The organism is Methylobacterium sp. J-092, assembly GCF_022829325.1.
Lineage (GTDB): Bacteria > Pseudomonadota > Alphaproteobacteria > Rhizobiales > Beijerinckiaceae > Methylobacterium.
The window spans coordinates 37,389-62,571 of sequence record NZ_JAKSXU010000076.1 but is presented as its reverse complement, the minus strand read 5'-3'; the positions used below and the strand labels follow the sequence as shown (position 1 = coordinate 62,571).

Genomic DNA, 25,183 nt, shown 5'->3' with positions numbered 1-25,183 from the left:
GGTCTGGCCGCGCGCTTGCATGGAGCCGGGCGTCCTCTCGGGCGCCCCGTCGCGGGGGCCCGCCTCACGGAGCAGACCCGCCCGACATGCCGTTTCGCTCGATGAAGACCTTCACCGCCCGTGCGGCGTTCGCCGGCGCCCTCGCGCTGTCGGCCCAGGCGCCCTCCGCCGCGATGGCGCAGGGCACGCTCCGGATCGGCATGACCGCCTCCGACATCCCGCTGACCACCGGCCAGGCCGACAACGGCGGCGAGGGCATGCGCTTCATGGGCTACACGGTCTACGACGGGCTCATCAACTGGGACCTGTCCTCGGCGACCAAGCCCTCCGACCTCGTGCCGGGGCTGGCCGAGAGCTGGGCGGTGGACGCCGCCGACAAGACCAAGTGGACGTTCAAGCTGCGCCCCGGCGTGACGTTCCACGACGGTTCCGACTTCACCGCCGACGCCGTGGTGTGGAACCTCAACAAGCTGCTGAAGAACGACAGCCCGCAATACGATCCGCGCCAGTCGGCTCAAGGCCGCACCCGCATCCCGGCGGTGGCGAGCTATCGCGTGGTCGACCCGCTGACCGTGGAGATCGTCACCAAGGCGCCGGACGCGACGCTGCCCTACCAGATCGCCTGGGTGATGATGTCCTCGCCCGCCCAGTGGGAGAAGCTCGGGCGGAGCTGGGACGCCTTCGCCAAGACCCCGTCCGGCACCGGCCCGTGGAAGCTGACCCTGTTCGCGCCGCGCGAGCGCGCCGAGATGGTCCCCTTCAAGGCGTACTGGGACAAGGCCCGCGTGCCCAAGCTCGACAAGCTCGTGCTGGTGCCGCTGCCCGAGGCCAACGCCCGCGTCGCGGCGCTCCGCTCCGGCCAGGTCGACTGGATCGAGGCGCCCGCGCCCGACGCCGTCGCCTCGCTGAAGGGCGCCGGCTTCACCATCGTCACCAACACCTATCCCCACAACTGGACCTGGCACCTGTCGCGGGTCGAGGGCTCGCCCTGGAACGACGTGCGCGTGCGCAAGGCCGCCAACCTCGCCATCGACCGCGAGGGCCTGAAGGAGCTGCTCGGCGGCCTCGCGGTGCCGGCCACCGGCTTCTTCCCGCCCGGCCACCAGTGGTTCGGCCACCCGACCTTCAAGGTGACCTACGATCCGGCCGCGGCCAAGAAGCTGCTCGCGGAAGCCGGCTACGGGCCGAACAAGCCCCTGAAGACCAAGATCGCGATCTCGGCCTCCGGCTCCGGCCAGATGCAGCCGCTGCCGATGAACGAGTTCGTGCAGCAGAACCTCGCCGAGGTCGGCATCCAGGTCGACTACGAGGTGGTCGAGTGGAACACGCTGATCAACATCTGGCGCGCCGGCGCCAAGGCCGACATCTCGCGCGGCGTGACGGGCATCAACTACTCGTACTTCATCCAGGACCCGTTCACCGGCTTCATCCGGCATCTCCAGAGCAACTTCGCGCCGCCGAACGGCACCAACTGGGGCTACTATTCCGACCCGGCGATGGACAAGCTGTTCGACCAGGTCCGCAACACCTTCGACAAGGCCGAGCAGACGGCGGTGCTGGAGAAGGTCCACGAGAAGTTCGTCGACGACGCGCTGTTCATCATGATCACGCACGACGTGAACCCGCGGGCGATGAGCCCGAAGGTGAAGGGCTTCGTCCAGGCGCAGAACTGGTTCCAGGACTTCTCGAACATCACCATCGCGACCGCGGGGCGCTGACGCGATCCCTCCCCCCGTCGCGGGGGAGGGGCCGGCCCACGCCCGCCCCCCCGGTCATCGGAACAAGGACACCCGGATCCGATGCTGCTCTACATCCTCAAGCGCCTCGTCGCCGTGACGCCCGTGGCGTTCGGGGTCAGCCTGGTCTGCTTCCTGCTGGTCCACCTCGCGCCGGGCGATCCCCTCAGCGCGATCCTGCCGGCGGACGCGACGCAGGCGACCATCGACGAGATGCGCGCCGCCTACGGCTTCGACAAGCCGCTGCCGGTGCAGTACGCGATCTGGCTCTGGCACGTGCTGCACGGCGACCTCGGCGTCTCGATCGCCACCGGCCGGCCGGTGCTCGGCGAGGTCTCGCGCGCGGTGGTCAACAGCCTGATCCTCGCCTCGGTCGCGACGCTGATCGGCTTCACCTTCGGCACCCTGTTCGGGTTCGTCGCCGGCTATCACCGCAACTCGATCCTCGACCGGGTCGCTTCCGCGATCTCGGTCTTCGGCGTCTCGGTGCCGCATTACTGGCTCGGCATGGTGATGGTGATCGTGTTCTCGGCCAACCTCGGCTGGCTGCCGCCGACCGGCGCCGGGCCCGACGGCTCCGGCAACTGGCGGCCCGATCTCGAGCATCTGCGCTTCATCATCCTGCCCGCCGTCACGATGTCGGTGATCCCGATGGGCATTATCGCCCGCACCGTGCGGGCGCTGGTGGCCGACATCCTCGCCCAGGACTTCGTCGAGGCCTTGCGCGCCAAGGGCCTCGACGAGGTCGGCGTGTTCAAGCACGTGGTCCGCAACGCCGCGCCGACGGCGCTCGCGATCATGGGCCTGCAGCTCGGCTACCTGCTCGGCGGCTCGATCCTGATCGAGACGGTGTTCGCCTGGCCCGGCACCGGCTTCCTCCTGAACGCCGCGATCTTCCAGCGCGACCTGCCCCTGCTCCAGGGCTCGATCCTGGTGCTGGCGATGTTCTTCGTCGCCCTCAACCTCCTCGTGGACGTGATGCAGACCGCACTCGATCCGCGCATCGAGCGGGCCTGAGCCCGAGGAAAGCATGACGTCATGACCGCACCCGTCACCGCCGCCACCATGGCCCTCGACGGCGGCATCGCCCCCGCGGCGTCCGAGGTCGAGCCCGACGCCTTCGTCGCCTCCCGCGGCTACTGGGGCCATGTCGGCCATCGCCTCGTGCGCGACCCCGTGGCGATCGCCGCCGGATTGGTGATCCTCGCCATCGTCGTCGTCGCGATCCTGTCGCCGTGGATCACGCCGATGGACCCGTATCGCGGCTCGATGCTGCGCCGCCTGAAGCCGGTCGGCGACGCGACCTACTGGCTCGGCTCGGACGAGCTCGGCCGCGACATGCTGAGCCGCCTGATGGTCGGCGCCCGGCTGTCGCTGTTCATGGGCGTGACGCCGGTGCTGATCGCCTTCGTGATCGGGTCGTCGATCGGCATCGTCGCCGGCTACGTCGGCGGCTGGACCAACACGATCCTGATGCGCACCATCGACGTGTTCTTCGCCTTCCCCTCGGTGCTGCTCGCCATCGCGCTCTCGGGCGCGCTCGGCGCCGGCATCTTCAACGCCATCGTCTCGCTCACCTGCGTGTTCGTGCCCCAGATCGCGCGGATCTCCGAAAGCGTCACCACCGGCATCCGCGCGCGCGACTACATCGACGCGGCGAGGCTGTCGGGCGCCTCGGCGCTGACGATCATGCGGGTGCAGGTGCTGGGCAACGTGGTCGGGCCGATCTTCGTCTATTCCACCGGCCTGATCTCGGTCTCGATGATCCTGGCCTCGGGCCTGTCCTTCCTCGGCCTCGGCGTGCGGCCGCCGGAGCCCGAATGGGGCCTGATGCTCAACACGCTGCGCACCGCGATCTACGTCAACCCGACGGTGGCGGCGCTGCCGGGGCTGGCGATCTTCATCGTCTCGATCTCGTTCAACCTGTTCTCGGACGGATTGCGCAGCGCCATGGAGATCCGCCAGTGATCCCCACGGCTCGGCACCGCCCCCCTCTCATCCGCCCGACGTCGGCGAGCGCGCCCGCGCGTCGCCGCCCACGCGGCGGATCGCCGTCGCGGCATCAGCGCCCAGGGCAACACTCATGAGCGTCATCGTCCAGCCTGCCGACCTCGCGACCGCTTCGCTACGCGACCGCGGCGGCCCGGCCCAGCCGCTCCTGTCGGTCTCCGGCCTCGTCAAGCACTTCCCGGTGCGCAAGGGCGTCGGCGGCAAGAAGTCGGTCGTGCGCGCCGTCGACGGCGTCGACTTCTCGGCGCTCAAGGGCGAGACCCTCGGGATCGTCGGCGAATCCGGCTGCGGCAAGTCGACGACGGCCAAGCTCCTGATGGGCCTGATCGAGCGCGACCAGGGCGAGATGCTGTTCGACGGCGAGGCGGTGGGCAGCCGCGCGATGCCGTGGCGGACCTATCGCCGCCAGGTGCAGATGGTGTTCCAGGACAGCTACGCCTCGCTCAACCCGCGGATGACGGTGGAGGCCTCGATCGCCTTCGGGCCGACGGTCAACGGGGTCGGCAGCCGCGAGGCGATCGAGCGTGCCCGCGGATTGCTGGCCCGCGTCGGCCTGGAGCCGAAGCGCTTCGCCGGCCGCTACCCGCACGAGCTGTCCGGCGGCCAGCGCCAGCGGGTCAACATCGCCCGCGCCCTCGCGCTGGAGCCGCGGCTGATCCTCCTCGACGAGGCGGTCTCGGCCCTCGACAAGTCGGTGGAGGCGCAGGTGCTCAACCTGCTCCTCGACCTCAAGGCGGAGTTCGGGCTGACCTACCTGTTCATCAGCCACGACCTCAACGTGGTGCGCTTCATCTGCGACCGGGTGATGGTGATGTATCTCGGCCGCGTCGCCGAGCTCGGCCCCTCGGACACGGTGCTGGCCGAGCCCGCCCACCCCTACACCCAGGCGCTGCTCGCCTCGATGCCGTCGCTCGATCCCGACAACCGCACCGAGGCCGCCCTGCTCACCGGCGATCCGCCGAACCCGATCGACCCGCCGGACGGCTGCCGCTTCCATCCGCGCTGCCGGCTCGCCGAGCCGGTCTGCTCCGGCGTGACGCCGCCGCTCGCCCCGATCGCGCCGCTGCATCAGGCCGCCTGCCTCGCGCGGCAGCCGGGCTCGGGCCATTCCCTTGCTCCTGCTGCCGAGCAGGTGGCGGCATGAGCGCGAAGATGAGCGCGGACATGAACGCGTCGCCCCCCGCGGTCGAGCTCACCGACCTCAAGGTCGGCTTCGGCAAGGTCGAGGTGGTCGACGGGGTCGACCTGCGGCTCGAGCGCGGCCAGGCCATGGCGCTGATCGGCGAGTCGGGCTCGGGCAAGAGCGTGACGCTGCGCGCGATCCTGCGCCTCTTCCCGGAAGGGCGCAGCCGCACGCGGGGCGGGATCTCGGTGGCGGGCCGCGACGTGCTCGCGCTGTCGAAGCGCGAGCTGGCGGATTTCCGCGGGCACGTCGCCTCGATGATCTTCCAGGAGCCGCTGCTCGCCTTCGACCCGGTCTACACCGTCGGCCGCCAGATCACGGAAGCGATCCGCCGCCACGAAAAGATCGATGCGGCGGGAGCCCGGCAGCGGGCGCTCGCGCTGTTCGAGCGCGTCCGCATCCCGAGCCCGGAGCGGCGCCTCGACGCCTACCCGCACGAGATGTCCGGCGGGATGCGCCAGCGCGCGATGATCGCGCTGGCGCTCGCCTGCCGGCCGCAGGTGCTGCTTGCCGACGAGCCGACCACGGCGCTCGACGCCACGGTGCAGATCCAGATCCTGCTGCTGCTGCGCGAGCTGCAGCGCGATCTCGGCCTGTCGATCATCCTGGTGACGCACGACCTCGGCGCCGCCGTCGAGGTCGCCGACCGGATCTCGGTGATGTATGCCGGCCGCATCGTCGAGACCGGCACCGCGCACCAGGTCGTGCTCGATCCGCATCACCCCTACACGATCGGCCTGCTGCGCAGCCGCGCGGAGGGGGCGCTGGCCAAAGGCGCGCGGCTCCAGACGATCCCGGGGAGCCCGCCGGACCTCGCCAACCGCCCGACCGGATGCCCGTTCGCCCCGCGCTGCTTCCTCGCGATCGACAAGTGCCGCGAGACGCCGCCCTCGCTCAGCGTCGGCGACGGGCACCTCGCCGCCTGCTGGCGCACGGAGGAGGCGTCGGCCGCCTACCGCGCCGGGCCGCAGCCGGTGAGGGCCGAGGCGGCGGCCTAAGGGGGAAACGCGGACGATCGGCCCGATCAGGCCTTCTTCCGGCCGGAGGGACCAGACTCGGCGTCCTGCGAAGGCGGAAACGGCTGACCGGCTGCGACGGCGCCCCCTCGGTCCGATCCCGTCCGCCGAGAAATCCCCGCCTCACGCGCCGTATCGGCTTCCGCATGCGGACCTGCGCCTGGATCATCCACGATGCGGGCCAGCACGTCATGCATGCGGGTCTGCCAACCGGGACCGGTCGCCTTGTAGGCATCGAGCACACGGCGATCGATCCGAAGCGTGAGTTGCACCTTGGGCGACGCGGCCCGCGGGCGTCCGCCGCGGTTTCTCGGAAGCGCGGCGTAGATATCCGGAGGCAGCTCGCGAGCCGGTCTCAACGCGGCGAGTTCCACGTCCGTCAGGTCGGGGTTGTCGGAGACCTCATCCCAATCCGCCTGGGAAAATGCCGGCGCGTCTGTCTTGCGATCCGAGACGATCATGGACGGCCCTTTCCTTCGGATTGGCGTAGCGCAAACTCACCAGGGCGATGGCTTCCGCCCCCAATGGCGAGACGATCACGACGACGACCAACCGGTCCCGCCATCGACCGATGATCTTGTAGCGGATGCGGCCGGTGCGGCTCGGCTGCGCGGGCAGGTAGACGGCATCCTCGCCATCGAAAGCGGTCTCGAACTCGGCGAAGTCGAGCCCATGCTTGAGCAGGTTCGCCTGCCGCTTCGCCTCGTCCCAGACCGCCGTCACGGGTTTATGTAACTCCGAAAACCATGAGGGACAATCCGGTCGGCTCGTTGGTGCCGCATCGGTCGGTTGTCGAACCCTCTAAAGCCGGATTCGGGATGCTAGCACAGGCGCGCGGTGCGGATGGCAAGGAGCGGGCCACGTCGCCTCATCCCCCGCCGGCGGCCCACAGGGTCGTCGCCAGGCGCGTCACCGCCGGCGCGATGGCGCGCTCGGGCACGGCGGCGTAGCCGAGCAGCAGGCCCGGCTCGGCCGTCATCGGGTCGGCGTGGTAGGCCGAGAGCGCCACGGCCGCGATGCCGGCCTGCGCCAGGGCGGCGACGGCCGCGGCGTCGCCGAGCCGGGGCGGCCAGTCCGGACCGGGGCGAGCGACCAGGTGCATCCCGCCCTCCAGCGGCGCGACCGCGAGCAGGCCCGCGGCGTGGTCGCGGGCGGCGTCGAGCAGGGCGGCCTGCCGCCCGGCATGGAGCTTCCGCGTGCGGCGCAGGTGGCGTCCGAGATGGCCCTCGTCGATGAAGCGGGCGAGCGCGCCCTGGCCGAGGCCGGAGGGCGCCGGCCCGGTCTCCGCGAGCGCCCGCTGGACCGGGCCGGCGAGCCCTTGCGGCAGCACGAGGTAGCTCAGCTGCAGCGCCGGCAGCAGCACCTTGGAGAAGCTGCCGGCGTAGATCACCCGTCCGGTCCGGTCGAGGGCGCGCAGCGGCGGCAGCGGCCGGCCAGCATAGCGGTACGTGCCGCCGTAATCGTCCTCGACGATCCAGGCGCTTGTGGCCTCGGCCCAGGCGAGCAGCGCCAGCCGGTTCTCGAGGCTCATGGCGTGGCCCAGCGGATAGTGATGCGCCGGGGTCACCACGGCGAGGCGCGCGCCCATGGCGGCGCCGGCCCGGTCGATCGCGAGGCCGCCCGGCCCGACCGGGACGGGGGCGGGGCGCAGGCCGGCCTCCGCCAGCGCCGACGCGATGCCGGGAAACCCCGGATCCTCGACCAGAGCCGTCTCGCCCGGATCGAGCAGCAGCTGGGCGAGTAGCCGCAGGCTCTGGCGGATGCCCGCCGTCACGATCACCTCGTCGGCCGTGCAGGCGACGCCGCGGGTGGCGGCGAGGTAGGCCGCGGTGGCGGCGCGCAGGCGCGGGTCGCCGAGGGGTTGGGGCGGCGGGGCGCCGTCGCGCCACTCGGTCTGGAGCAGGCGCCCGAAGGTCGCGAACGGGAACGCGTCGGCGGCCGGCCGCCCGAGGGCGAAGGCATCCGGCGCGACCGGCGCGGAGAACCACGCCCGCGCCGACGACGCCATCAGGGCCGTCCCGCGCCGCGACAGCACGGGCGGTGCCGGGAAGGACCCGGCGGCCTCGGGCGGGCTCGCGACGGCGAGGGTGTCGTCGGGGAGGATGGCGGCCACGCGGGTGCCGGAGCCCCCGCGCGCCGTCAGGTAGCCTTCGGCGACCAGCTGCTCCAGCGCGGCCAGCACGGTGCCGCGGGCGCATCCGAGATCCTCGGCCAGCGCCCGCGAGCCGGGGAGGCGGGCGCCGCGGGCGATCCGGCGTTCCAGGATCGCCCGGCGAAGCGCGTCGCCGATGCGCGCCTGCAGCGGCAGCGCCCCGCCGGGCGCGAGATCGAGCACGAGGGGGAGGGCGCTCGCGTCCCCGGGAGGGCTCGTCCCCGCCGTTTCCCTCTCCGGGTCCTTGCGCACGAAGTGGTCCAGTCGCTTGCGTGAAACCGGATCTTTTGCCTGAACCGGAGATCGGTCAAGCACGGGCCTCCACCGGTCCGGAGCGCCGCGATGTACCAGCCACCGCATTTCCGAGAGGACGACCTCGGGGCGCAGCATGCCCTGATCCGCGCCCATCCCCTCGGGCTCCTGGTCACCGCCGGTCCGGGGGGCCTGATGGCGAACCCGATCCCGTTCCTGATCGACGGCGCGGCGTCCGAACGGGGGACGCTGCGCGCGCACTTGGCGCGGGCCAACCCGCAATGGCGCGAGCTGGCGCAGGTCGCGGAATGCCTCGTGGTGTTCCAGGGTCCCCAGGGCTACGTCACCCCGTCCTGGTACGCGACCAAGCGCGAGACCGGGAAGGTGGTGCCGACCTGGAACTACGCCACCGTCCACGCCTGGGGTCGGCCGCTTGTGGTCGACGACCCCGACTGGCTCCGCCGCCAGATCGCCGAACTCACCGACCAGCGCGAGGCGTCGCGGCCCGAGCCCTGGTCGGCGGACGACGCGCCCAAACCCTTCACCGACGCGCAGGTGAAGGGCATCGTCGGGATCGAGATCCCGGTTGCGCGCATCGCCGGCAAGTGGAAGCTCAGCCAGAACCGGCCGGAGGCCGACCGCGCCGGCGTGGTCGCGGGTTTTCGCGCGGCGGGCGGCCGGGAGGATATGGCGGCGGACATGTCAGCACACATGGCCGACCTGGTGCAGGAACGGAGCGGACGATGAGCGCGCGCGAGAACAGCTTCGGCCAGCCGATCGGGCCGGCCCTGCCCGACTGGCGCCCGCGCCCGCTGCCGCCGCGGGAGGCGATGCAGGGACGCACCTGCCGGGTCGAGCCGCTCGATGCGGAGCGCCATGGCGCCGACCTGTTCTCGGCCTTCTCCGCGGCGCCGGACCGGCGGGGCTGGACCTATCTCGGCAACACCCTGCCGGAGACGGAGAGCGCCTACCGGGCCGAGCTGGCGGCGATGGCGGCCGGCGCCGACCCGCTGTTCCACGCGGTCGTCGATGCCGGCACCGGCCGGGCGGTCGGGATCGCGTCGTACCTGCGCATCGATCCGGCCAACGGCGTCATCGAGGTCGGGCACCTGCACTTCTCGGCCCTGCTGGCGCGGCGGCCCGCCGCGACCGAGGCCATGGCCTTGATGATGGCCCGCGCCTTCGACGAGCTCGGATACCGCCGCTACGAGTGGAAGTGCGACGCCCTCAACGCGCCCTCGCGCGCGGCGGCCCTGCGCTACGGCTTCACCTTCGAGGGCGTCTTCCGCAACGCCGTCGTGGTGAAGGGCCGCTCGCGCGACACCGCCTGGTTCTCGGTCACCGACGCCGAGTGGCCCCGGGTGAGGGCGGCGTTCGGGGCCTGGCTCGCCCCCGACAACTTTTTCGAAGACGGGCGGCAGCGGCGATCCCTCGCCGATCTGCGAGCGGGCTGATCCCGGCTCAGCCCCCCGCGCGGGCCGCCTTGACGAAGGCGGCGATGCGGTCGGGATCCTTCACGCCCGGGCCCGCCTCGACGCCCGAGGAGACGTCGACCGCGGTGGCGCCGGTGCGGGCGAGCGCCGCGGCGACGCTGACCGCGTCGAGGCCGCCCGACAGCATCCAGCCGGCGGGAAGGTCCGCTCCGGCGAGCAGATCCCAATCGAAGGCGCGGCCGTTGCCGCCGGGCAGCGCGGCTCCGGGCGGCGGCTTGGCGTCGAGGAGCAGGCGGTCGGCGACGGCGTAGGCCGCGATCCGATCGAGGTCGGCGCGGGTCGCGACGCCGATGGCCTTCATCACCGGGCGGCCGGCGAGGCGGCGGATTTCGCCGACGCGCTCCGGGGTCTCGGAGCCGTGCAGCTGGATCAGGTCAGGATCGATCGCCTCCATCGCGGCGGCAAGCGCGGCATCGTCCGGATCGACCAGCAGCACGACGCGCTCGGCCCTGCCGCGGGCCTGCTCGGAGAGGGCGCGGGCCGTGTCGAGGCCGACATGGCGCGGGCTCTTTTCGAACCGCACGAGGCCGATCCAGTCGGCCCCGGATTCCAGCGCGGCGGCCAGCGTCTCGGGCGTGCTCAGGCCGCAGATCTTGACGCGAATCGACATGGCCCGAGAACCGGAATCGCGCGTCAGCGCGGGGCCGGCAGCGCGGTCCGCCCCGGCAGCGTCAGGGCGGTGCCGGGCTCCGGCGGGGCGTAGGCCTTCAGCCGCTCGGTCTCGCCTTCGAGCCGGCGGATCTCGCGGCCGCGGTGGCGGACCTGGCGGCGCGCCTTGCCCTGCCCGAGCCAGGCGAAGATGCCGCCGACGACGATGCCGAGCGCCACGGCGCCGAACAGGATCGCGTAAAGGGGCAGCGTCACGCTGAACACCGGATCGGGCGAGAACGGATCGAGCGAGAGGCGGACGGGATCGCGGTTGGCGACCGCGAGCAGGATCACCAGGACCGCGATGGGCAGCAGCACCAGACTCTTGAGGAAGCGGACCATCGATCTCTCCGAACCGTTCTTAACCGTGCTGCGGATGGCCCGAGGGGCCATCCGCGATCCGCCGCACCGGCGGCGACGCGGCCGCCCAGCATCCCGCGGCGCCCTACTCGGCCGCGGACTGGCTCTCGCCGATCCCGGCCGCGTTGAGGCGCAGGCGCATCTCCTTGCCGGTCTTGAACACGGGGATGGCCTTTTCCGACACGGCAACGGCCGCACCCGTGCGCGGGTTGCGCCCGCGGCGCGCATCCCGGCGCTTCACCGAAAACGCGCCGAAGCCGCGCAGCTCGACCCGGTCGCCCCGTGCCAGCGCGTCGGCGATCGTGTCGAGGATCGCGTTGACCAGCGTCTCGACGTCCCGCTGGTAGAGGTGCGGGTTCTGCTCGGCGATCTTGAGGACGAGCTCCGACTTGATCATGGCGTCTGGTCTTCTCGAAGTTCCGGGGCGCGAATCCTGATGGATCGCACCGATCAGGGCGCGGCGGACGGGCTCGGGCGCCACAGCACGAGCATGCCGCCCCGGGTGACGGCCCCCGCCTCGGCCCCGGCCTCGGCCAACCGGGCGGACAGGCCGTCGAGCCCGAGGAGGTCGGCACCGAGGCCGAGCGCCGAGAACAGGCCGAAGCCCTGGCCGGAAGCCGGCTTCCAGTCGGTCACCGGCAGGTTCTTGGGCACCTTGCGCGCGCTCTCGAGCCAGGCGATCGCCTGCCGCTCGCTGCCGAGCTCGTCCACGAGCTTCAGCGGCACGCTCTGGCGGCCGCTGAACACCCGGCCGTCGGAGACCGTGGCGACCTGGGCGCCGTCCATCCCGCGCCGCTCGGCCACGAGGTTCTTGAACCAGGCGTAGGTGTCGCCGACCACCGCCGCAAGGGCGGCGCGCGCCTCCGGCGAGGTCGGGGTGAAGCCCGACGGCTCGGCCTTGAGCGGCGAGGACTTCACCGATTCGACCTTCACGCCGACCTTGTCGAGCAGCCCCGACACGTCCGGATACTGGAACAGCACGCCGATCGAGCCGACGAGCGAGGTCTCGCGCGCGACGATGTGGTCGGCGGCGATCGCGGTGATGTAGGCGCCCGAGGCCGCGGTGCCGTCGACGAAGGCGACGATCGGCTTCTTCTCGGCCAGCGCCCGCAGGTTGCGGAACAGCTCCTCGGAGCCGGTGGTGGTGCCGCCCGGCGAGTTGATCGAGACCACCACGCCCTCGACGGCGGCGGATTCACCGACCCGCTTCATCAGCTTGGCGGTGGCCTCGCTGCCGGAGATGAAGCCCGAGATCGAGATGCGGGCGATCTGCGGCTTCACCGCACCGAACAGCCCGCCCTCCGTTCCGGCGCGGACCCGCAGGCCGACCGCGCCGACGGCGACGACGAGGCCGCCGATGCCGACGACGCGCCACAGGGACAGCTTGCGGCGCAGCCGCCGCCGGTCGATCAGGAGTTCGGCGTCGGCTGCCATGCGATGGTCTGCTCCCTCACGGTCCCGGCCGCGCGGGCCGGCCGGTTCTCAGCCCACCCGCAGACCGATGCCCGGGGCAGGGCGCACGAGGCTCACGTGCCGCGACGTGGTCCGCACCTTAGGCAGCGGTACAGACCAAGTCCTTGGCAGGCTTGAGCTCGTGGGCGCCGGGCGGTTGCCCGCGAGCGGTGTTCTAGCCCTGCCGGACACGGACCGGCAAGGGGCGCAGGGGGCCAAAACCGCATCGCCTTGCGGTTGCGCCGCGCCTGTCATGGGCCGCCGGATCGTCTTGCCCCGCCAAACGAAAGGCCCGCGCCGGACGGGTGTCCGGCGCGGGCCTTCGATCGACCGGGACCTGACGGCCGCCCGGATGGACCGGGCGGCCGGCCTGGACCGGACTACTTCTCCTCGACGTCGTCGCTGGTGCGGGCCTTCTTGAAGGCCGCACCGAGGATGTCGCCGAGCGAGGCACCCGAATCGGCGGAGCCGAACTGGGCCATCGCCTCCTTCTCCTCGGCGACTTCCAGCGCCTTGATCGACAGCTGGACGCGGCGCGCCTTGCGGTCGAACTGGATGACGCGGGCGTCGAACTTCTCGCCGGCGGCGAAGCGCTCGGGGCGCTGGTCGCCGCGGTCGCGGGCGAGCTCGGCGCGGCGGATGAAAGTCGACATGTCGGTGTCGACGATCTTCACCTCGATGCCCGAATCCTTCACCTCGACGACCTCGCAGGTGACGATCTGGCCCTTCTTGACGTCGCCGGCCTCCGCGAAGGGGTCGCCGCCGATCTGCTTGATGCCGAGCGAGATGCGCTCCTTCTCGACGTCGACGTCGAGAACCTGCGCCTTGACCATGTCGCCCTTCTTGAACTCCTCGATCACCTGCTCGCCGGGACGGTTCCAGTCGAGGTCCGACAGGTGGACCATGCCGTCGACGTCGCCTTCCAGGCCGATGAACAGGCCGAACTCGGTCTTGTTCTTGACCTCGCCCTCGACCTCGGACCCGACGGGATGCTTCTCGTTGAAGGCCTCCCACGGGTTCTGCAGGGTCTGCTTGAGGCCGAGCGAGATGCGGCGCTTGACCGGATCGACCTCGAGGATCTGCACTTCCACTTCCTGCGAGGTGGAGACGATCTTGCCGGGGTGGACGTTCTTCTTGGTCCAGCTCATCTCGGAGACGTGGATCAGGCCCTCGATCCCCGGCTCGAGCTCCACGAAGGCGCCGTAGTCGGTGATGTTGGTGACGCGGCCCTTGAGCTTGGCGTCGACCGGATAGCGCTGGGCGATGCCCTCCCACGGATCGGCGAGCAGCTGCTTGATGCCGAGCGAGATGCGGTGGGTCTCGTGGTTGATCTTGATGATCTTGACCTTGACCGTCTGGCCGATGGTCACGACCTCGGACGGATGGTTCACGCGGCGCCACGCCATGTCGGTGACGTGGAGCAGGCCGTCGATGCCGCCCAGATCCACGAACGCACCGTACTCGGTGATGTTCTTGACGACGCCGTCGATGACCTGACCCTCCTCGAGGTTGGCCACCAGCTCGGAGCGCTGCTCGGCGCGGCTCTCCTCGAGGACGGTGCGGCGCGAGACGACGATGTTGCCGCGGCGGCGATCCATCTTGAGGATCTGGAACGGCTGCGGGGTGCCGAGCAGCGGGGTCACGTCGCGCACCGGGCGGATGTCGACCTGGGAGCGCGGCAGGAACGCCACGGCGCCGTCGAGGTCGACGGTGTAGCCGCCCTTGACCTGGTTGAAGATCGTGCCGGAGACGCGCTCGTTGGCCTCGAAGGCCTTCTCGAGCTTGACCCACGACTCCTCACGGCGCGCCTTGTCGCGCGAGATGACGGCCTCGCCGAGCGCGTTCTCGATGCGGTCGACGTAGACCTCGACCTCGTCGCCGACGGCGAGCTCGCCCTCGCGGCCGGGGCCGTTGAATTCCTTGAGGGCGACGCGACCCTCGGTCTTGGCGCCGATGTCGATGACCGCGACGTCCTTCTCAATCGCGACGACGCGACCCTTGACGACGGAGCCTTCGGTGATCTCGTGTTGGAGGAACGATTCCTCGAGCAGCGCCGCGAAGTCGTCGCGGTAGGCGTCGCGCTGCAGAGCGGTACCAGCAGTCATTCTGTCTCCTGAACGGGCTCCCTCAAGGGATGCCCTCACGTCGGCGGCTCGTGTTGCGAACGCCCCCGTTGCCGCTGCCGCTCCGGATGGGGGAGCGACCGATCCGAAAATGGGATCGGCTTGCCGACGCGTTCGTACGGTGTCCGAGGGCGGTCGTCCCGGGGCGGCGCGGCGCAACACGAGAACACGCGCGTGCGGTCGGCCCGGAAGGACGCCGGCTCTCTACAGCAACGGGCCCTGAAGTTCAACAGAAACGGATGTCGGCACGAAAATGGGCCCGCTTCCTTCGAAGCAGGCCCACGCCTTCGGTCCGGAGACTTGAGCCCCCCGAGTACGATCTAGTCTTCGTCGTCGTCCGCCGGGCGGACGCCCTTGAGCTTGGCGAAGACCGAATCGGCGTTGATCCGCTCCTCGCGGCCGCCGTGGCGGTGCTCGTCGGCCTCGGGCGCCTCGTCGCGGGTGGAGACCTCGGTCGGCAGGAGCGAGGCTCCCGAATCGGCGGCGAGCGCGGCCGGCCGGTCCTTGGCGGCGCGCTGGACCTCGAAGTCGAGGTCGATCTGGGTGCATAGGCCGAGCGTCACCGGGTCCATCGGCTGCAGCGAGCCGGAATTCCAGTGCGAGCGCTCGCGGATCTGCTGGATCGTCGACTTGGTGGTGCCCACGAGCCGGATCACCTGCGCGTCCTTCAGCTCGGGGTGGTTGCGCAGCAGCCAGAGGATCGCGTTCGGGCGGTCCTGGCGGCGCGACAGCGGGGTGTAGCGCGGCCCCTTGGTGGTGCGCTTGACCTCGGGCAGCTTCACCTTCGAGACCGCGACCTTGAGCTTGTAGGCCGGCGACTTCTGCGCCTTCTCGATCTCGTCGCGGGTGAGCTGGCCCGCGGTGATCGGATCGAAGCCCTTGATCCCGGCGGCGACCTCGCCGTCGGCGATGCCCTTCACCTCCAGCGGGTGCAGCTTGCAGAAATCGGCGATCTGCTCGAAGGCGAGCGAGGTGTTCTCGACCAGCCAGACGGCGGTCGCCTTGGGCATCAGCGGACCCTGGGTCATGTTTCGCACGGGCTCCAAAACCGACGCGTGGACGGACGGGGCCGGGCATCGGTCCGCAGCCTCCGGACCGCTCGATCCGAAAGTCCCGTCTCACGCATTCAAAAGGGGAATGACCTTGTATACGCGGGGCCGCCGGAGGGCGCAATCGACTCGACGGCCTGCGACCGGGCGATCGTCGGGCGGCGCCGGGTCGAAGAACCGGCCCCGGCCCTCCGGTCCGTCCGTGTCGGGCGAAGGGTTTCGGGGCGTTCGACCATGGCCGGGCAAGCAACGCGAGGGGACACTACCCTGAATTGTAGTAATTCAGCGTCGAGAATTTCGGGGTCCCGCCGGAAGACTTGACTTCGCGTCGTTCTCATGACGTACCGCCCGCGATGCCCGTCCCCCTCCGCACCGTCCTGTTCCGCCTGCACTGGGCGCTCGGCCTCATCGCCGGTCTCGTCCTCGCCGTGGTCGGCGTCACCGGCGCGATGATGAGCTACGAGGAGGCCATCGTCGATCTCGCCAATGCCGACCGTGCGCGGATCGCGGTCCTGGACCGGCCGCATCTCGGCCCGGAGGCGCTGGTCGCGCGAGTCGGCGCGCAGCGCCCGGGCCTGAGGGTGAGCACGCTGACGATCGCCGGCGACCCGGCGATCGTCCCCCGCGTGCGCTTCGCCGACGACACGTCCGGCGCGCGGCCGCCCTCGGTCTACCTCGATCCCTACCACGGCACGCTGCGCGGCGAGATCCGCGGCGAGGCGACCTTCGCGACGATCCGCGGCCTGCACCGGTGGCTGCTCCTGCCCGGGGAGGGCAGGGGCTGGGGTCGGACGATCACCGGGGCGGCGGCGGTGGCGCTGCTCGCGTTCCTCGCCACCGGCCTGTACCTGCGCTGGCCCAAGGCCCACGCCTGGCGGATCTGGCTGAGGCCGAGCCTGCGCCGGCCGGGGCGCCCGCGCTACTGGTCGCTCCACGCCGTCGCCGGCACCTGGCTGCTGCCGGTCTACGCCGTGATCGCGCTGACGGGGCTGTGGTGGTCCTACGAGCCGTACAGGTCGGCCGCGACCCGGCTCCTCACGGGCAAGGCGCCCGAGGCGCGTGCCGGGCGCAAGGCGGGAGAGAGGCAAGGCGAGGCGAGCCCGGTCGGGAGCACCGAAAACCCGCTCGCCCTGGACAGGGCCTGGGCCGCGTTCCGGGCGGAGGAGGGCGCGTCGGCGGCGCTCGCGACCGTGACGCTGCCGGGGCGCGACGCGACGCGGATCCGCATCCGCTGGATCGCCGCGGCGTCCGACGCCCCGAAGGCGCGCAACGAATCGACCTTCGACGCCGCGACCGGCACCCGCCTCTCGCGCGTGCGCTTCTCCGACGAGGCGCTCGGCCGGCAGATCGCCGAGTCCATGCTCGAGGTCCATCGCGGGCGCTTCTTCGGTGGGGTCTTCGCCCTGGTCTTCTGCCTCGCCGCGCTCATGATGCCGCTGCTCGCGATCACCGGCCTCGTGCTCTACGTCCTGCGCCGGCGTGCCGGGGCCGCGCGACGGTCGGCGCCGCGCGGCCCCGGTCTCGTTGCCGAACCGCGGCCTTGAGACGGGCCGGCGGAGGGAGTAGGTCTGAGGGCACCGGAGCCGTGCCCGGCATCGTGCCTTCGCGACCTTGCCTTCGGGGGCTGCCCTGGTTTCCGTGAGACCGCCGACCACGCTGCCGCCGTCCGAGCCGGACCCCGCGGGCCCCCGCCCCCGCGTGAGCGCGCGCGGACGGCTGCGGACGTACTTCCTCACCGGCATCATCGTCGCGGGGCCGCTGGCGATCACCGCCTACATCACGTGGTGGATCATCACGCTGATCGACGGGTTCGTGAAGCCGCTGGTGCCGGCGAGCTACCTGCCGGACCATTACCTGCCGTTCTCGATCCCGGGGCTGGGCATGCTCATCGCCTTCGTGGCGGTGACCCTGCTCGGCTTCCTCACGGCGAACCTCGTCGGGCGCAGCGTGATCGAGTTCGGCGAGGTGCTGCTGGCGCGCACGCCCGTGATCTCGGGGCTCTACAAGGGCCTGCGGCAGATCTTCGAGACGCTGTTCTCCGCCAACGGAACCTCGTTCCGCACGGTCGGCCTCGTCGAGTTCCCGGTGAAGGGAACTTGGTCGGTGGTGTTCCTGTCGGCGCCGGCCGCGCCCGACGTCCAGGCGGCGCTTCCCGGCGGCAAGGGAGAAGCAGGGGAGGACGGCCGCAACGACTATGTCGGCGTGTTCCTGCCCTGCGCGCCGAACCCGACCACGGGGTTCTTCTTCTACCTGCCGCGCACCGACATCATCGAGGTCGGGATGAGCGTGGACGATGCGGCCAAGCTGGTGATGTCGGCCGGCGTCATCCAGCCGGACGATCCGCAGGCCCGGCTTCAGGCCATGGCCGCGACCCTGCGGACGGCGCAGGGGCTCGCGCCCGAGACGTCGCGGGAGACGCCGCCGGCAGGCGCCGCCCCGCGTCGCGAAACGGTCTGACTCAGGAGGCGCTGGCGGTGACGACGGTCTTCGGCGTCGCCGCGAGGCGGTTGCCGCTCATCCAGCCGGTCGAGGTCTCGGCGGCCAGCAGGAGCGCCAGGGCGAAGCAGAGGCCGTTGGCGGCGATCCAGAGGGGCCGCGCGGCCCGGCGAACCGCGATACCCACGTCGGAAGCCTGCTCGGAGGCGGCGTCGGAGATCGGCAGCAGCCAGGGCTCGTGAGCGAGGGACTGCCATCCCTCGGAAGACCCCGGCAGGCGTTGGAACGGTCCGGTCAGCATCGCTGTCCTCCATCTTTCCCGTGACGGCCTGAACGAATCAGCCTTTCGTTCAGGTTCAGTTAAGATTGAAACATGGCCACTGCAAGGCATGCTCGGCGACGTGGGCCTCTCAACCGCGTCCGGGCCGATCGCGTTCCCTCCCCGGATCGATGATTTGCTCGCGGCGCCGGGATGCGCGCCCCGCTCTGTATCGCCCGCCCCGATCGAAGCCATTGCGCCGGGCGCCCCGTCCCTTATCTCGCCGGGCACGATCTCACGCGAGGAAGAGGCGACGACGATGCCGAAGGCGATACGCGTTCAGGATTACGGCGGCCCCGAGGTGATGGCTTACGAGGACGTGCCGACGCCGCAGCCCGGCCCCGGCCAGATCCGCATCCGCGCCGGCGCGATCGGCGTCAACTTCATCGACATCTACTTCCGCTCCGGCGCCTACAAGGCGGCACAGCTGCCGTTCACCCCGGGCAAGGAGGTCGCCGGGACGGTGACGGCGGTCGGCGAGGGCGTGACCGGGTTCTCGGTCGGCGACCGGGTCGCCACCGGATCGGGGGAGGGCACCTACGCCGAGGAGCCGCTGATCGCGGCCTCGGCCGCCGTGCACGTGCCGGACGGGATCGACGATTCGACCGCCGCCGGCATGATGCTGAAGGGGCTCACCGCCGAGTACCTGCTGCACCGGACCTATGCGGTGAAGCCGGGCGACACGATCCTGTGGCACGCGGCCGCCGGCGGCGTCGGCCTGATCGCCTGCCAATGGGCCAAGCACCTCGGCGCCACCGTCATCGGCACCGCCGGCTCGGCCGATAAGGCGGAGCTTGCCCGCGCCCACGGCTGCGACCACGTCATCCTCTACCGCGAAGAGGACGTGGCGGCCCGCGTCCGCGAGATCACCGGCGGCAAGGGCGTCCCGGTGGTCTACGACGGCGTCGGGCAGGACACGCTGATGGGCTCGCTCGATTCGCTGGCCCCGCTCGGCCTGCTCGCGAGCTTCGGCTCCGCCTCCGGCCCGATCAAGGCGCTCGACCTCGGCCTGCTCGCCGCCAAGGGCTCGCTCTACGTGACGCGCCCGACCCTGTTCACCTACGCGAGCCGCCCGGAGATCCTGGCCGAGATGGCGAAGAACCTGTTCTCGGTGGTGCAGAGCGGGGCGGTCAGGATCCCGGTCAACCGGACCTACAAGCTGTCGGAGGCCCAGCAGGTCCACCGCGACCTCGCCGGCCGCGAGACCACCGGCTCGACGGTGATGGTCCCGTGATCCCGGGATCGCCGGGTCGGAGGATCCCGGGCGGACGCCGTTCCGCCGAAGCCGGGGGCTGCCCGTGACGGTCGGCGCGGCCGAGGCCCTGCTCGTCGTCGACGTGCAGCACGACTTCCTGCCCGGCGGCGCGCTCGCAGTGCCCGACGGCGACGCCGTCGTCGCGCCGATCCGGGCGCTGGCCGCGCGGTTCCGGACCCTGGTGCTGACGCAGGACTGGCACCCGGCCGGGCACGTCTCGTTCGCGAGCGCGCATCCGGGCCGGGCGCCGTTCGAGACGGTGCGGCTGGCCTACGGCGAGCAGGTGCTGTGGCCTGACCACTGCGTGCAGGGCAGCGCCGGGGCGGCGCTCGCCCCCGGCCTCGACCTGCCCGGCGCCGCCCTCGTCCTGCGGAAGGGCCTGAGCCCCGGAGTCGACAGCTACTCGGCCTTCGTCGAGGCCGACGGAACGCCGACGGGGCTCGCCGGCTACCTGCGCGAGCGCGGCGTCCGGCGCGTGGTCCTGTGCGGGCTCGCCACCGATTACTGCGTCGCCTGGAGCGCCCTCGATGCGCGCGCGGCAGGCTTCGAGGCCGCCGTCGTCGCGGACGCGACGCGGGCGATCGACCAGGGCGGATCGCTCGCCGCCGCCTGGGCACGGATGGAAGCCGCCGGAATCGTCAGGGCGACGAGCGCCGACGTCACGAGATCGTAGGCCACGAAGGCGCTCGAAGGGCCGGACGGTGCGCGTCCCGAAACGGTCAGTTCGCGGTGCGGTCGCGCATGCGGTAGGTGCCGCCGGGGTCGCGCTCGAACATCTCCGGGATGCCGGCGTGGCGCAGGCTCTCGCCCGAGGTGTCGGGCACCAGGTTCTGCTCGGACACGTAGGCGACGTACTCGGTCTCGGCGTTCTCGGCGAGCAGGTGGTAGAACGGCTGGTCCTTGCGCGGACGCGCCTCCTCGGGGATCGCCAGCCACCAATCCTCGGTGTTGTCGAACACCGGGTCGACATCGAACACGATGCCGCGGAACGGGTAGATCCGGTGGCGCACCACCGCGCCGATCCCGAACTTGGCGATGCGCAGTCTCGATTCGGTCGGTCGCGGGTCGGTCATGGCCTGATCCATCATGACGGATCAGATAGGCGCGGATGGCGGGCTTGTCACCGGGTTCCGGGGGCGGTGCATCGGAACCGACCCGCGTCGCGGGTCGCCCGCGCCCGTGCGGCCGTCGTGATCGAGGCGAGCCTCACCCGCCGGCGGGGAGGGCGATCCCGAGCTCGGCGGCGACCCTGCGTGCGGTCGCCTCCCGCCGCGCGGTGATCTCGGCGACGCCGGTGCGCGCCCGCTCGAGGATCGCGGCCGGGGCGGTCCGCGGCGTGCCGCTGTCGAAGGGCGGCTCGGGGGCGTATTCCATGCCGAGCTGGATCGCCTGGGCGACCTCCGGGCCGCGCAGCTCGGCCGCAAGCTGCAGCGCGCCGTCGATGCCCGCGGTGACGCCGGCCGCGAACACCCACGACCCGTCGACCACGACGCGCCGGTCGACGGGCTCCGCGCCGAAATACGGCAGCAGCGCGAAGGCGCTCCAATGCGTCGTCGCCCGGCGCCCCCTGAGCAGCCCGGCACCGCCGAGGAGCAGGGCGCCGGTGCAGACCGAGAAGACGTGCCCGGCTCCCCCCGCCTGCCGCCGGATCCAGCCGAGCACGGCCTCGTCCCGCATCAGCGCCTCCTGGCCGAAGCCGCCGGGCACGTGCAGCACGTCGAGCTGCGGCGCATCGGCCAAGGCCGCGTCGGGGGTGAGCCGCAGGCCGCGGACGTCGCGCACGCTCTCGGCGGTCGGGGCGTAGATCCGGTAGGTCGCGTTCGGGATGCGGGACAGCACCTCGAACGGGCCGGTGAGGTCGATCTGGTCCAGCCCCTCGAACAGGAGCGAGCCGATCTGCAGGTGGGTCTCGGGGGGGATCATCGCGGGGTCTCCGTGGTGGACAGGGACACCCTAAGGCCTCAAGATCTGGCCGGGATGCCACACGACCCTCGTTTCCAGCCAGATGCCGCTCGAACCCATACCATTCGAACCCACGCCGGATCGCCCCGCATCGTCGAGGTGCTGGCCTTTCCGTCCGTGCAACTGCTCGACGTGGCTGGTCCGCTGCAGGTCTTCGCGACGGCCAACGAGCAGGCACGGGGCTCGCGGCCCTACGCGCCGCGTGTGGTCGGCTGGGGCGACGGCGCGCTGACCTCGTCCGCGGGCCTGCGGCTGGCGGTCGACCCCCTGCCCGACCGCGACGCCCCGCTCGACACGCTGATCGTCGCCGGCGGCCCCGGCGTCGTCGCGGCCTCGGCCGACGCGGACCTCGTCGACTGGATGCGGGCGCGGGCGGCGCGGGCGCGGCGGGTCGCCTCGGTCTGCACCGGCGCCTTTCTGCTCGGGGCGGCAGGGCTCCTCGACGGGCGCCGGGCGGCCACCCACTGGGCCCATTGCGAGCGGCTCGCCGAGCTCTATCCGCTGGCGCGCGTCGAGCCGGACCCGATCTTCGTGCAGGACGGCCCGGTCTGGTCCTCGGCGGGGATCACCGCCGGCATCGACCTGGCGCTGGCGCTGGTGGAACAGGATCTCGGCCGTGCGCTGGCGCTCGGCGTCGCCCGCCATCTCGTGATGTTCCTCAAGCGCCCCGGCGGGCAGGCGCAGTTCAGCGCGGCGCTCGCGCTCCAGGCCGGCGACGACCGGTTCGACGCCCTCCATGCCTGGATCCGGGAGAACCTGGCCGGCGACCTCTCGATTCCGGCGCTGGCGGCGGTGGCGGGCATGAGCGAGCGCAGCCTCGGCCGGCACTACCGCGCGGCGACCGGGCTGACGCCGGCCAAGGGGGTGGAGCGCCTGCGGGTGGAGGCGGCGCAACGGGCGCTGTCCGAGACCAGGCGCCCGGTGAAGCGCATCGCGCAGGCCTGCGGCTTCGGCTCGGAGGAAACCATGCGCCGCAGCTTCCTGCGGCTCGTCGCTGCGCTGCCGCAGGATTACCGAAGCCGGTTCGGGCCGTGACGGCTCATGCCGGACCTCATGGGCGAGAACCCGTGAGGTCCGGCGGAGAGCCGCCGCCCCGCGGTCGCGGGGGCCAAGCCTCGATGCGTCGGGCTCATCGAGGTCTGGTCATCAGCCGAGCTTGTACACCGCGGCCAGCTCCGGGTCCTTGGCCGCCACGAGCTTGGCCAGGTCGACGATGACCTTGGCCTGCTTCCAGGTGGCGTCATCCTGCATCTTGCCGTCGAGCATCACCGCGCCGGTGCCGTCGGGCATCGCCGCGACGATGCGGGCGGCGAAGGCCACCTCGTCCGGATCGGGGGCGAAGACGCGCTTGGCGATGGCGACCTGGTTCGGATGCAGCGTCCAGGCGCCGGCGCAGCCCATGAGGAAGGCGTTGCGGAACTGGACCTCGCAGGCCGGGCCGTCGGAGAAGTCGCCGAACGGGCCGTAGAAGGCCTTGATGCCGTTGGCCATGCAGGCGTCGACCATCTTCGCGATGGTGTAGTGCCAGAGGTCCTGCTGGGCGGAGGCGCGGGCGACGCCCTCGCCGGCCGGGTCGGCGATCACGCGGTATTCCGGGTGGCCGCCGCCGACGCGGGTGGTCTTCATGCCGCGGGACGCCGCCAGGTCGGCGGGGCCGAGGCTCATGCCGTGCATGCGGGGCGACGCGCAGGCGATGGCGTCGACGTTGGCGACGCCTTCGGCCGTCTCCAGGATCGCGTGGATCAGGATCGGCTTCGTCACGCCGTGGCGCGCCTCGAGCTGGGCGAGCAGCTGGTCGACGTAGTGGATGTCCCACGGGCCCTCGACCTTGGGAATCATCACCACGTCGAGCTTCGAGCCGACGGCGGCCACGAGCTCGAACAGGTCGTCGAGAAACCACGGCGAGTTCAGCGCATTGATGCGGCTCCACAGGCCGGTGCCGGTCGCCGCGAAGTCGGTCGCCTGCGCCATCTGGACGAAGCCCTTCCGGGCCGCCTCCTTCTGGTCCATCGGCACCGCGTCCTCGAGGTTGCCGAGCACGACGTCGACGGTCGGCGCGAGCTCCGGCACGCGGGCGCGGACCTTGTCGTTGTGGGGCGGCACGAAGTGGATCATCCGCTCCAGCCGCACCGGCAGCTCGCGGAAGGGCTCGGGCGCGCCGGCGGCGAGCGGCTGGAAGAAGCGGCGCGGCAGTTTCATGGAAGAACCTCGTTGCAGGTCGGCTTGCCGAGTCGGCGTGACGGACCGGTTCGTCCGGTTAGTGCAAGCACAGGCCCGGCGTAAAGCGATCCGCGTGGCAAGCGTCATGGTGCGCTGCCGCACGAACGGCGCGGCCGGCTCGGTGGTCGTGCCCGGTTGCGGGAACACCGCGGACGGCGCAGCGTTTTCGAAACGAGGCGGGTCAATCGGTATCGGGAAACGGGCTATGCCCTCTTCGAAGACGCGTCAGCTCGCGCTTTGCGCGACGATCCTCGCACTTGGAATCGGTGCGCCTGACCTTTCCCGTGCCGGATCGGATACTGCCAAACGCACCGAGCGCACGGCGTTCACCGCCGGCGAGATCGCGACGGCGCGTCCTGCCGCCCTGAAGGGCGAGATCCGCATTGCCGGCGACGACGGGCAGGCCTTCCAGGCGCTGATCGACAGGGCGTCCGCGGCGGCCGACCCCTGGCTCGTGCTGTCCGGCGGCGGCGAGAACGGCGCCTTCGCCGCGGGCCTCCTCTCCGGCTGGAGCGCGAGCGGGCGCCGCCCGGCCTTCGGCGTGATCACCGGCGTCTCGACGGGCGCCCTGATCGCCCCCTTCGCCTTCATCGGTGCCGCCGGCGATGCCGCCCTGCGCGAGGCCTACACCACGGTCTCGGCGGCGGACGTGTTCGAGTTCGGCGGCTCGGCCGAGGCCCTGACCGACACCTGGCCGCTCAAGCGCCGGATCGAGAAGGCGGTGACGCCGCGCCTGCTCAAGGCGATCGCCGCCGAGCACGCCAAGGGCCGGCGCCTGCTGGTCGCCACCACCGAGCTCGACACCGAGCGCCCTGTGCTGTGGGACATGGGCGCGATCGCGACGATCGGCGACGACAAGGCGCTGAACCTGTTCCGGTCGATCGTGCTGGCCTCGTCCGCCGTGCCGGGCGTGTTCCCGCCCGTCTCGATCGACTCGACGACCGTCGACGGCAAGACGAACCAGGGCAAGACGATCCAGGAGATGCACGTCGACGGCGGCACCACGGCGCCGTTCTTCCTCGCGCCGAAGCCGGCGCTGATCGCGGCGCAGACGGGTGCCGGCGGGGTCAGGATCCCGGCCCGGACGGTCTACCTCGTCGTCAACAACAAGCTCGCGCCGTACTTCCAGATGGCGACGCACACCACGCTCTCGGTGCTCGGCCGGGCGATGTCGTCGGCGATCAAGGCGCAGACGCGCGACGCCCTGGCGCTGGCCGACGCCTTCGCCCGCCGCGAATCCATCGACCTGAAGGTCGCCGAGATCGACGACCGCTTCACCGACACCTCGCCGGCCCCGTTCGACCAGCGCTACATGAAGGCGCTGTTCGCCCACGCGGAGAAGCTCGGCCAGGAGGGCACGGCCTTCGGCGGACCGGAGGCGCTGGCCGAAGGCTCGTCGAACCTGTCGACCGGCTCGCTCGGCGCGCTGCATCCGAAGGCCCCGCAGCCGGCGACGCCGCGCCTGGACGCATCCCGACCGGACGCCTCGCAGGCCCTGGCGACGCGCTGAGCGGCGC

At 71.6% G+C, this 25,183-nt stretch carries 26 protein-coding genes; 13 read left to right on the top strand and 13 right to left on the bottom strand.

Annotated features, from left to right (window positions below; genetic code table 11):
• Positions 1–86: 86 nt before the first annotated feature.
• The 5 genes from MKK60_RS08745 (at position 87) to MKK60_RS08725 (ending at position 5,927) form a co-directional block, all read left to right on the top strand.
• Positions 87–1,718 (top strand): ABC transporter substrate-binding protein, encoded by a 1,632-nt coding sequence (locus tag MKK60_RS08745; RefSeq protein WP_243985119.1) that lies wholly within the window; start codon positions 87–89, stop codon positions 1,716–1,718.
• 81 nt (positions 1,719–1,799) lie between these two features.
• Positions 1,800–2,753: an ABC transporter permease gene (locus tag MKK60_RS08740; RefSeq protein WP_147727495.1), complete on the top strand. Its 954-nt coding sequence runs from the start codon at positions 1,800–1,802 to the stop codon at positions 2,751–2,753.
• Positions 2,754–2,774: 21 nt separating this feature from the next.
• The gene (locus MKK60_RS08735) at positions 2,775–3,704 is read left to right on the top strand and encodes an ABC transporter permease (protein ID WP_147727494.1); all 930 of its coding nucleotides are present in this window, start codon (positions 2,775–2,777) and stop codon (positions 3,702–3,704) included.
• A 115-nt stretch (positions 3,705–3,819) separates the two neighbouring features.
• Positions 3,820–4,890: an ABC transporter ATP-binding protein gene (locus tag MKK60_RS08730; protein ID WP_147727493.1), complete on the top strand. Its 1,071-nt coding sequence runs from the start codon at positions 3,820–3,822 to the stop codon at positions 4,888–4,890.
• A gap of 20 nt (positions 4,891–4,910) precedes the next feature.
• The gene (locus MKK60_RS08725; protein WP_243985160.1) at positions 4,911–5,927 is read left to right on the top strand and encodes an ABC transporter ATP-binding protein; all 1,017 of its coding nucleotides are present in this window, start codon (positions 4,911–4,913) and stop codon (positions 5,925–5,927) included.
• A 26-nt stretch (positions 5,928–5,953) separates the two neighbouring features.
• Here MKK60_RS08725 and MKK60_RS08720 read toward each other — a convergent pair whose 3' ends face one another.
• The 3 genes from MKK60_RS08720 to MKK60_RS08710 form a co-directional block, all read right to left on the bottom strand.
• The gene (locus tag MKK60_RS08720; RefSeq protein ID WP_243985117.1) at positions 5,954–6,406 is read right to left on the bottom strand and encodes a BrnA antitoxin family protein; all 453 of its coding nucleotides are present in this window, start codon (positions 6,404–6,406) and stop codon (positions 5,954–5,956) included.
• Positions 6,348–6,668: a BrnT family toxin gene (locus tag MKK60_RS08715; protein ID WP_243938490.1), complete on the bottom strand. Its 321-nt coding sequence runs from the start codon at positions 6,666–6,668 to the stop codon at positions 6,348–6,350. The genes MKK60_RS08720 and MKK60_RS08715 overlap by 59 nt, the downstream gene beginning before the upstream one ends.
• A gap of 145 nt (positions 6,669–6,813) precedes the next feature.
• A complete protein-coding gene (locus MKK60_RS08710; RefSeq protein ID WP_243945923.1) occupies positions 6,814–8,349 on the bottom strand; it encodes a PLP-dependent aminotransferase family protein in 1,536 nt (511 codons plus the stop codon).
• Positions 8,350–8,439: 90 nt separating this feature from the next.
• Here MKK60_RS08710 and MKK60_RS08705 point away from each other — a divergent pair, with 90 nt between their 5' ends.
• Positions 8,440–9,096, top strand: coding sequence for an FMN-binding negative transcriptional regulator (locus MKK60_RS08705; RefSeq protein ID WP_243985114.1), 657 nt, complete (start codon positions 8,440–8,442; stop codon positions 9,094–9,096).
• Positions 9,093–9,803 carry a GNAT family N-acetyltransferase gene (locus MKK60_RS08700; protein WP_243985099.1) on the top strand — a complete coding sequence of 237 codons (711 nt, stop codon included), beginning with the start codon at positions 9,093–9,095 and terminating at the stop codon, positions 9,801–9,803. The genes MKK60_RS08705 and MKK60_RS08700 overlap by 4 nt, the downstream gene beginning before the upstream one ends.
• Positions 9,804–9,810: 7 nt before the next feature.
• Here the strand turns inward: MKK60_RS08700 and MKK60_RS08695 are convergent, their stop codons facing one another.
• From MKK60_RS08695 to MKK60_RS08670, 6 genes are all read right to left on the bottom strand, one after another.
• Positions 9,811–10,452 carry a phosphoribosylanthranilate isomerase gene (locus MKK60_RS08695; protein WP_243985097.1) on the bottom strand — a complete coding sequence of 214 codons (642 nt, stop codon included), beginning with the start codon at positions 10,450–10,452 and terminating at the stop codon, positions 9,811–9,813.
• A 23-nt stretch (positions 10,453–10,475) separates the two neighbouring features.
• A complete protein-coding gene (locus MKK60_RS08690) occupies positions 10,476–10,832 on the bottom strand; it encodes a lipopolysaccharide assembly protein LapA domain-containing protein (RefSeq protein ID WP_147842388.1) in 357 nt (118 codons plus the stop codon).
• 103 nt (positions 10,833–10,935) lie between these two features.
• On the bottom strand, positions 10,936–11,247 hold the full coding sequence (ihfB, locus tag MKK60_RS08685; protein ID WP_147727600.1) for an integration host factor subunit beta: 312 nt from the start codon (positions 11,245–11,247) through the stop codon (positions 10,936–10,938).
• A 53-nt stretch (positions 11,248–11,300) separates the two neighbouring features.
• Positions 11,301–12,284 (bottom strand): signal peptide peptidase SppA, encoded by a 984-nt coding sequence (gene sppA, locus MKK60_RS08680; protein WP_147842387.1) that lies wholly within the window; start codon positions 12,282–12,284, stop codon positions 11,301–11,303.
• A gap of 398 nt (positions 12,285–12,682) precedes the next feature.
• Positions 12,683–14,407, bottom strand: coding sequence for a 30S ribosomal protein S1 (gene rpsA / locus MKK60_RS08675; protein ID WP_147727602.1), 1,725 nt, complete (start codon positions 14,405–14,407; stop codon positions 12,683–12,685).
• 338 nt (positions 14,408–14,745) lie between these two features.
• Entirely contained in the window at positions 14,746–15,453 is a 708-nt protein-coding gene (locus MKK60_RS08670; RefSeq protein WP_147727603.1) for a DUF1013 domain-containing protein, read from the bottom strand.
• Between the two features lie 374 nt (positions 15,454–15,827).
• Here MKK60_RS08670 and MKK60_RS08665 point away from each other — a divergent pair, with 374 nt between their 5' ends.
• The gene (locus MKK60_RS08665; protein ID WP_243985095.1) at positions 15,828–17,018 is read left to right on the top strand and encodes a PepSY-associated TM helix domain-containing protein; all 1,191 of its coding nucleotides are present in this window, start codon (positions 15,828–15,830) and stop codon (positions 17,016–17,018) included.
• Positions 17,019–17,172: 154 nt separating this feature from the next.
• Complete coding sequence (locus MKK60_RS08660; protein ID WP_243985093.1) at positions 17,173–17,931, top strand: DUF502 domain-containing protein; 759 nt, start codon at positions 17,173–17,175, stop codon at positions 17,929–17,931.
• A gap of 1 nt (position 17,932) precedes the next feature.
• On the opposite strand, the gene MKK60_RS08655 is transcribed toward MKK60_RS08660, so the two are convergent.
• Positions 17,933–18,211, bottom strand: coding sequence for a hypothetical protein (locus MKK60_RS08655; RefSeq protein WP_243938477.1), 279 nt, complete (start codon positions 18,209–18,211; stop codon positions 17,933–17,935).
• Between the two features lie 277 nt (positions 18,212–18,488).
• Between MKK60_RS08655 and MKK60_RS08650 the strand changes: the two genes are divergently transcribed.
• A complete protein-coding gene (locus MKK60_RS08650; RefSeq protein ID WP_147842384.1) occupies positions 18,489–19,463 on the top strand; it encodes a quinone oxidoreductase family protein in 975 nt (324 codons plus the stop codon).
• A 64-nt stretch (positions 19,464–19,527) separates the two neighbouring features.
• The gene (locus MKK60_RS08645; RefSeq protein ID WP_243985091.1) at positions 19,528–20,157 is read left to right on the top strand and encodes a nicotinamidase; all 630 of its coding nucleotides are present in this window, start codon (positions 19,528–19,530) and stop codon (positions 20,155–20,157) included.
• 46 nt (positions 20,158–20,203) lie between these two features.
• Here the strand turns inward: MKK60_RS08645 and hspQ are convergent, their stop codons facing one another.
• Positions 20,204–20,557, bottom strand: coding sequence for a heat shock protein HspQ (gene hspQ, locus MKK60_RS08640; protein WP_147728590.1), 354 nt, complete (start codon positions 20,555–20,557; stop codon positions 20,204–20,206).
• A gap of 133 nt (positions 20,558–20,690) precedes the next feature.
• The gene (locus MKK60_RS08635) at positions 20,691–21,407 is read right to left on the bottom strand and encodes a DJ-1/PfpI family protein (protein ID WP_243985090.1); all 717 of its coding nucleotides are present in this window, start codon (positions 21,405–21,407) and stop codon (positions 20,691–20,693) included.
• 54 nt (positions 21,408–21,461) lie between these two features.
• Here MKK60_RS08635 and MKK60_RS08630 point away from each other — a divergent pair, with 54 nt between their 5' ends.
• Positions 21,462–22,481 carry a GlxA family transcriptional regulator gene (locus MKK60_RS08630; RefSeq protein WP_243985088.1) on the top strand — a complete coding sequence of 340 codons (1,020 nt, stop codon included), beginning with the start codon at positions 21,462–21,464 and terminating at the stop codon, positions 22,479–22,481.
• 111 nt (positions 22,482–22,592) lie between these two features.
• Here MKK60_RS08630 and MKK60_RS08625 read toward each other — a convergent pair whose 3' ends face one another.
• Positions 22,593–23,645, bottom strand: a complete 1,053-nt coding sequence (locus tag MKK60_RS08625; RefSeq protein ID WP_147728376.1) for an HpcH/HpaI aldolase/citrate lyase family protein — start codon at positions 23,643–23,645, stop codon at positions 22,593–22,595.
• A 226-nt stretch (positions 23,646–23,871) separates the two neighbouring features.
• Here MKK60_RS08625 and MKK60_RS08620 point away from each other — a divergent pair, with 226 nt between their 5' ends.
• Entirely contained in the window at positions 23,872–25,176 is a 1,305-nt protein-coding gene (locus tag MKK60_RS08620; protein WP_243985086.1) for a patatin-like phospholipase family protein, read from the top strand.
• Positions 25,177–25,183 lie beyond the last annotated feature (7 nt).

Coding starts and splice junctions, on each gene's coding strand:
- MKK60_RS08745 (WP_243985119.1), top strand. CDS start 87: ATGCCGTTTCGCTCGATGAAGACCTTCACCGCCCGTGCGGCGTTCGCC.
- MKK60_RS08740 (WP_147727495.1), top strand. CDS start 1,800: ATGCTGCTCTACATCCTCAAGCGCCTCGTCGCCGTGACGCCCGTGGCG.
- MKK60_RS08735 (WP_147727494.1), top strand. CDS start 2,775: ATGACCGCACCCGTCACCGCCGCCACCATGGCCCTCGACGGCGGCATC.
- MKK60_RS08730 (WP_147727493.1), top strand. CDS start 3,820: ATGAGCGTCATCGTCCAGCCTGCCGACCTCGCGACCGCTTCGCTACGC.
- MKK60_RS08725 (WP_243985160.1), top strand. CDS start 4,911: ATGAACGCGTCGCCCCCCGCGGTCGAGCTCACCGACCTCAAGGTCGGC.
- MKK60_RS08720 (WP_243985117.1), bottom strand. CDS start 6,406: ATGATCGTCTCGGATCGCAAGACAGACGCGCCGGCATTTTCCCAGGCG.
- MKK60_RS08705 (WP_243985114.1), top strand. CDS start 8,440: ATGTACCAGCCACCGCATTTCCGAGAGGACGACCTCGGGGCGCAGCAT.
- MKK60_RS08700 (WP_243985099.1), top strand. CDS start 9,093: ATGAGCGCGCGCGAGAACAGCTTCGGCCAGCCGATCGGGCCGGCCCTG.
- MKK60_RS08695 (WP_243985097.1), bottom strand. CDS start 10,452: ATGTCGATTCGCGTCAAGATCTGCGGCCTGAGCACGCCCGAGACGCTG.
- MKK60_RS08690 (WP_147842388.1), bottom strand. CDS start 10,832: ATGGTCCGCTTCCTCAAGAGTCTGGTGCTGCTGCCCATCGCGGTCCTG.
- ihfB (WP_147727600.1), bottom strand. CDS start 11,247: ATGATCAAGTCGGAGCTCGTCCTCAAGATCGCCGAGCAGAACCCGCAC.
- sppA (WP_147842387.1), bottom strand. CDS start 12,284: ATGGCAGCCGACGCCGAACTCCTGATCGACCGGCGGCGGCTGCGCCGC.
- rpsA (WP_147727602.1), bottom strand. CDS start 14,407: ATGACTGCTGGTACCGCTCTGCAGCGCGACGCCTACCGCGACGACTTC.
- MKK60_RS08670 (WP_147727603.1), bottom strand. CDS start 15,453: ATGACCCAGGGTCCGCTGATGCCCAAGGCGACCGCCGTCTGGCTGGTC.
- MKK60_RS08665 (WP_243985095.1), top strand. CDS start 15,828: ATGCCCGTCCCCCTCCGCACCGTCCTGTTCCGCCTGCACTGGGCGCTC.
- MKK60_RS08655 (WP_243938477.1), bottom strand. CDS start 18,211: ATGCTGACCGGACCGTTCCAACGCCTGCCGGGGTCTTCCGAGGGATGG.
- MKK60_RS08650 (WP_147842384.1), top strand. CDS start 18,489: ATGCCGAAGGCGATACGCGTTCAGGATTACGGCGGCCCCGAGGTGATG.
- hspQ (WP_147728590.1), bottom strand. CDS start 20,557: ATGACCGACCCGCGACCGACCGAATCGAGACTGCGCATCGCCAAGTTC.
- MKK60_RS08635 (WP_243985090.1), bottom strand. CDS start 21,407: ATGATCCCCCCCGAGACCCACCTGCAGATCGGCTCGCTCCTGTTCGAG.
- MKK60_RS08630 (WP_243985088.1), top strand. CDS start 21,462: ATGCCACACGACCCTCGTTTCCAGCCAGATGCCGCTCGAACCCATACC.
- MKK60_RS08625 (WP_147728376.1), bottom strand. CDS start 23,645: ATGAAACTGCCGCGCCGCTTCTTCCAGCCGCTCGCCGCCGGCGCGCCC.
- MKK60_RS08620 (WP_243985086.1), top strand. CDS start 23,872: ATGCCCTCTTCGAAGACGCGTCAGCTCGCGCTTTGCGCGACGATCCTC.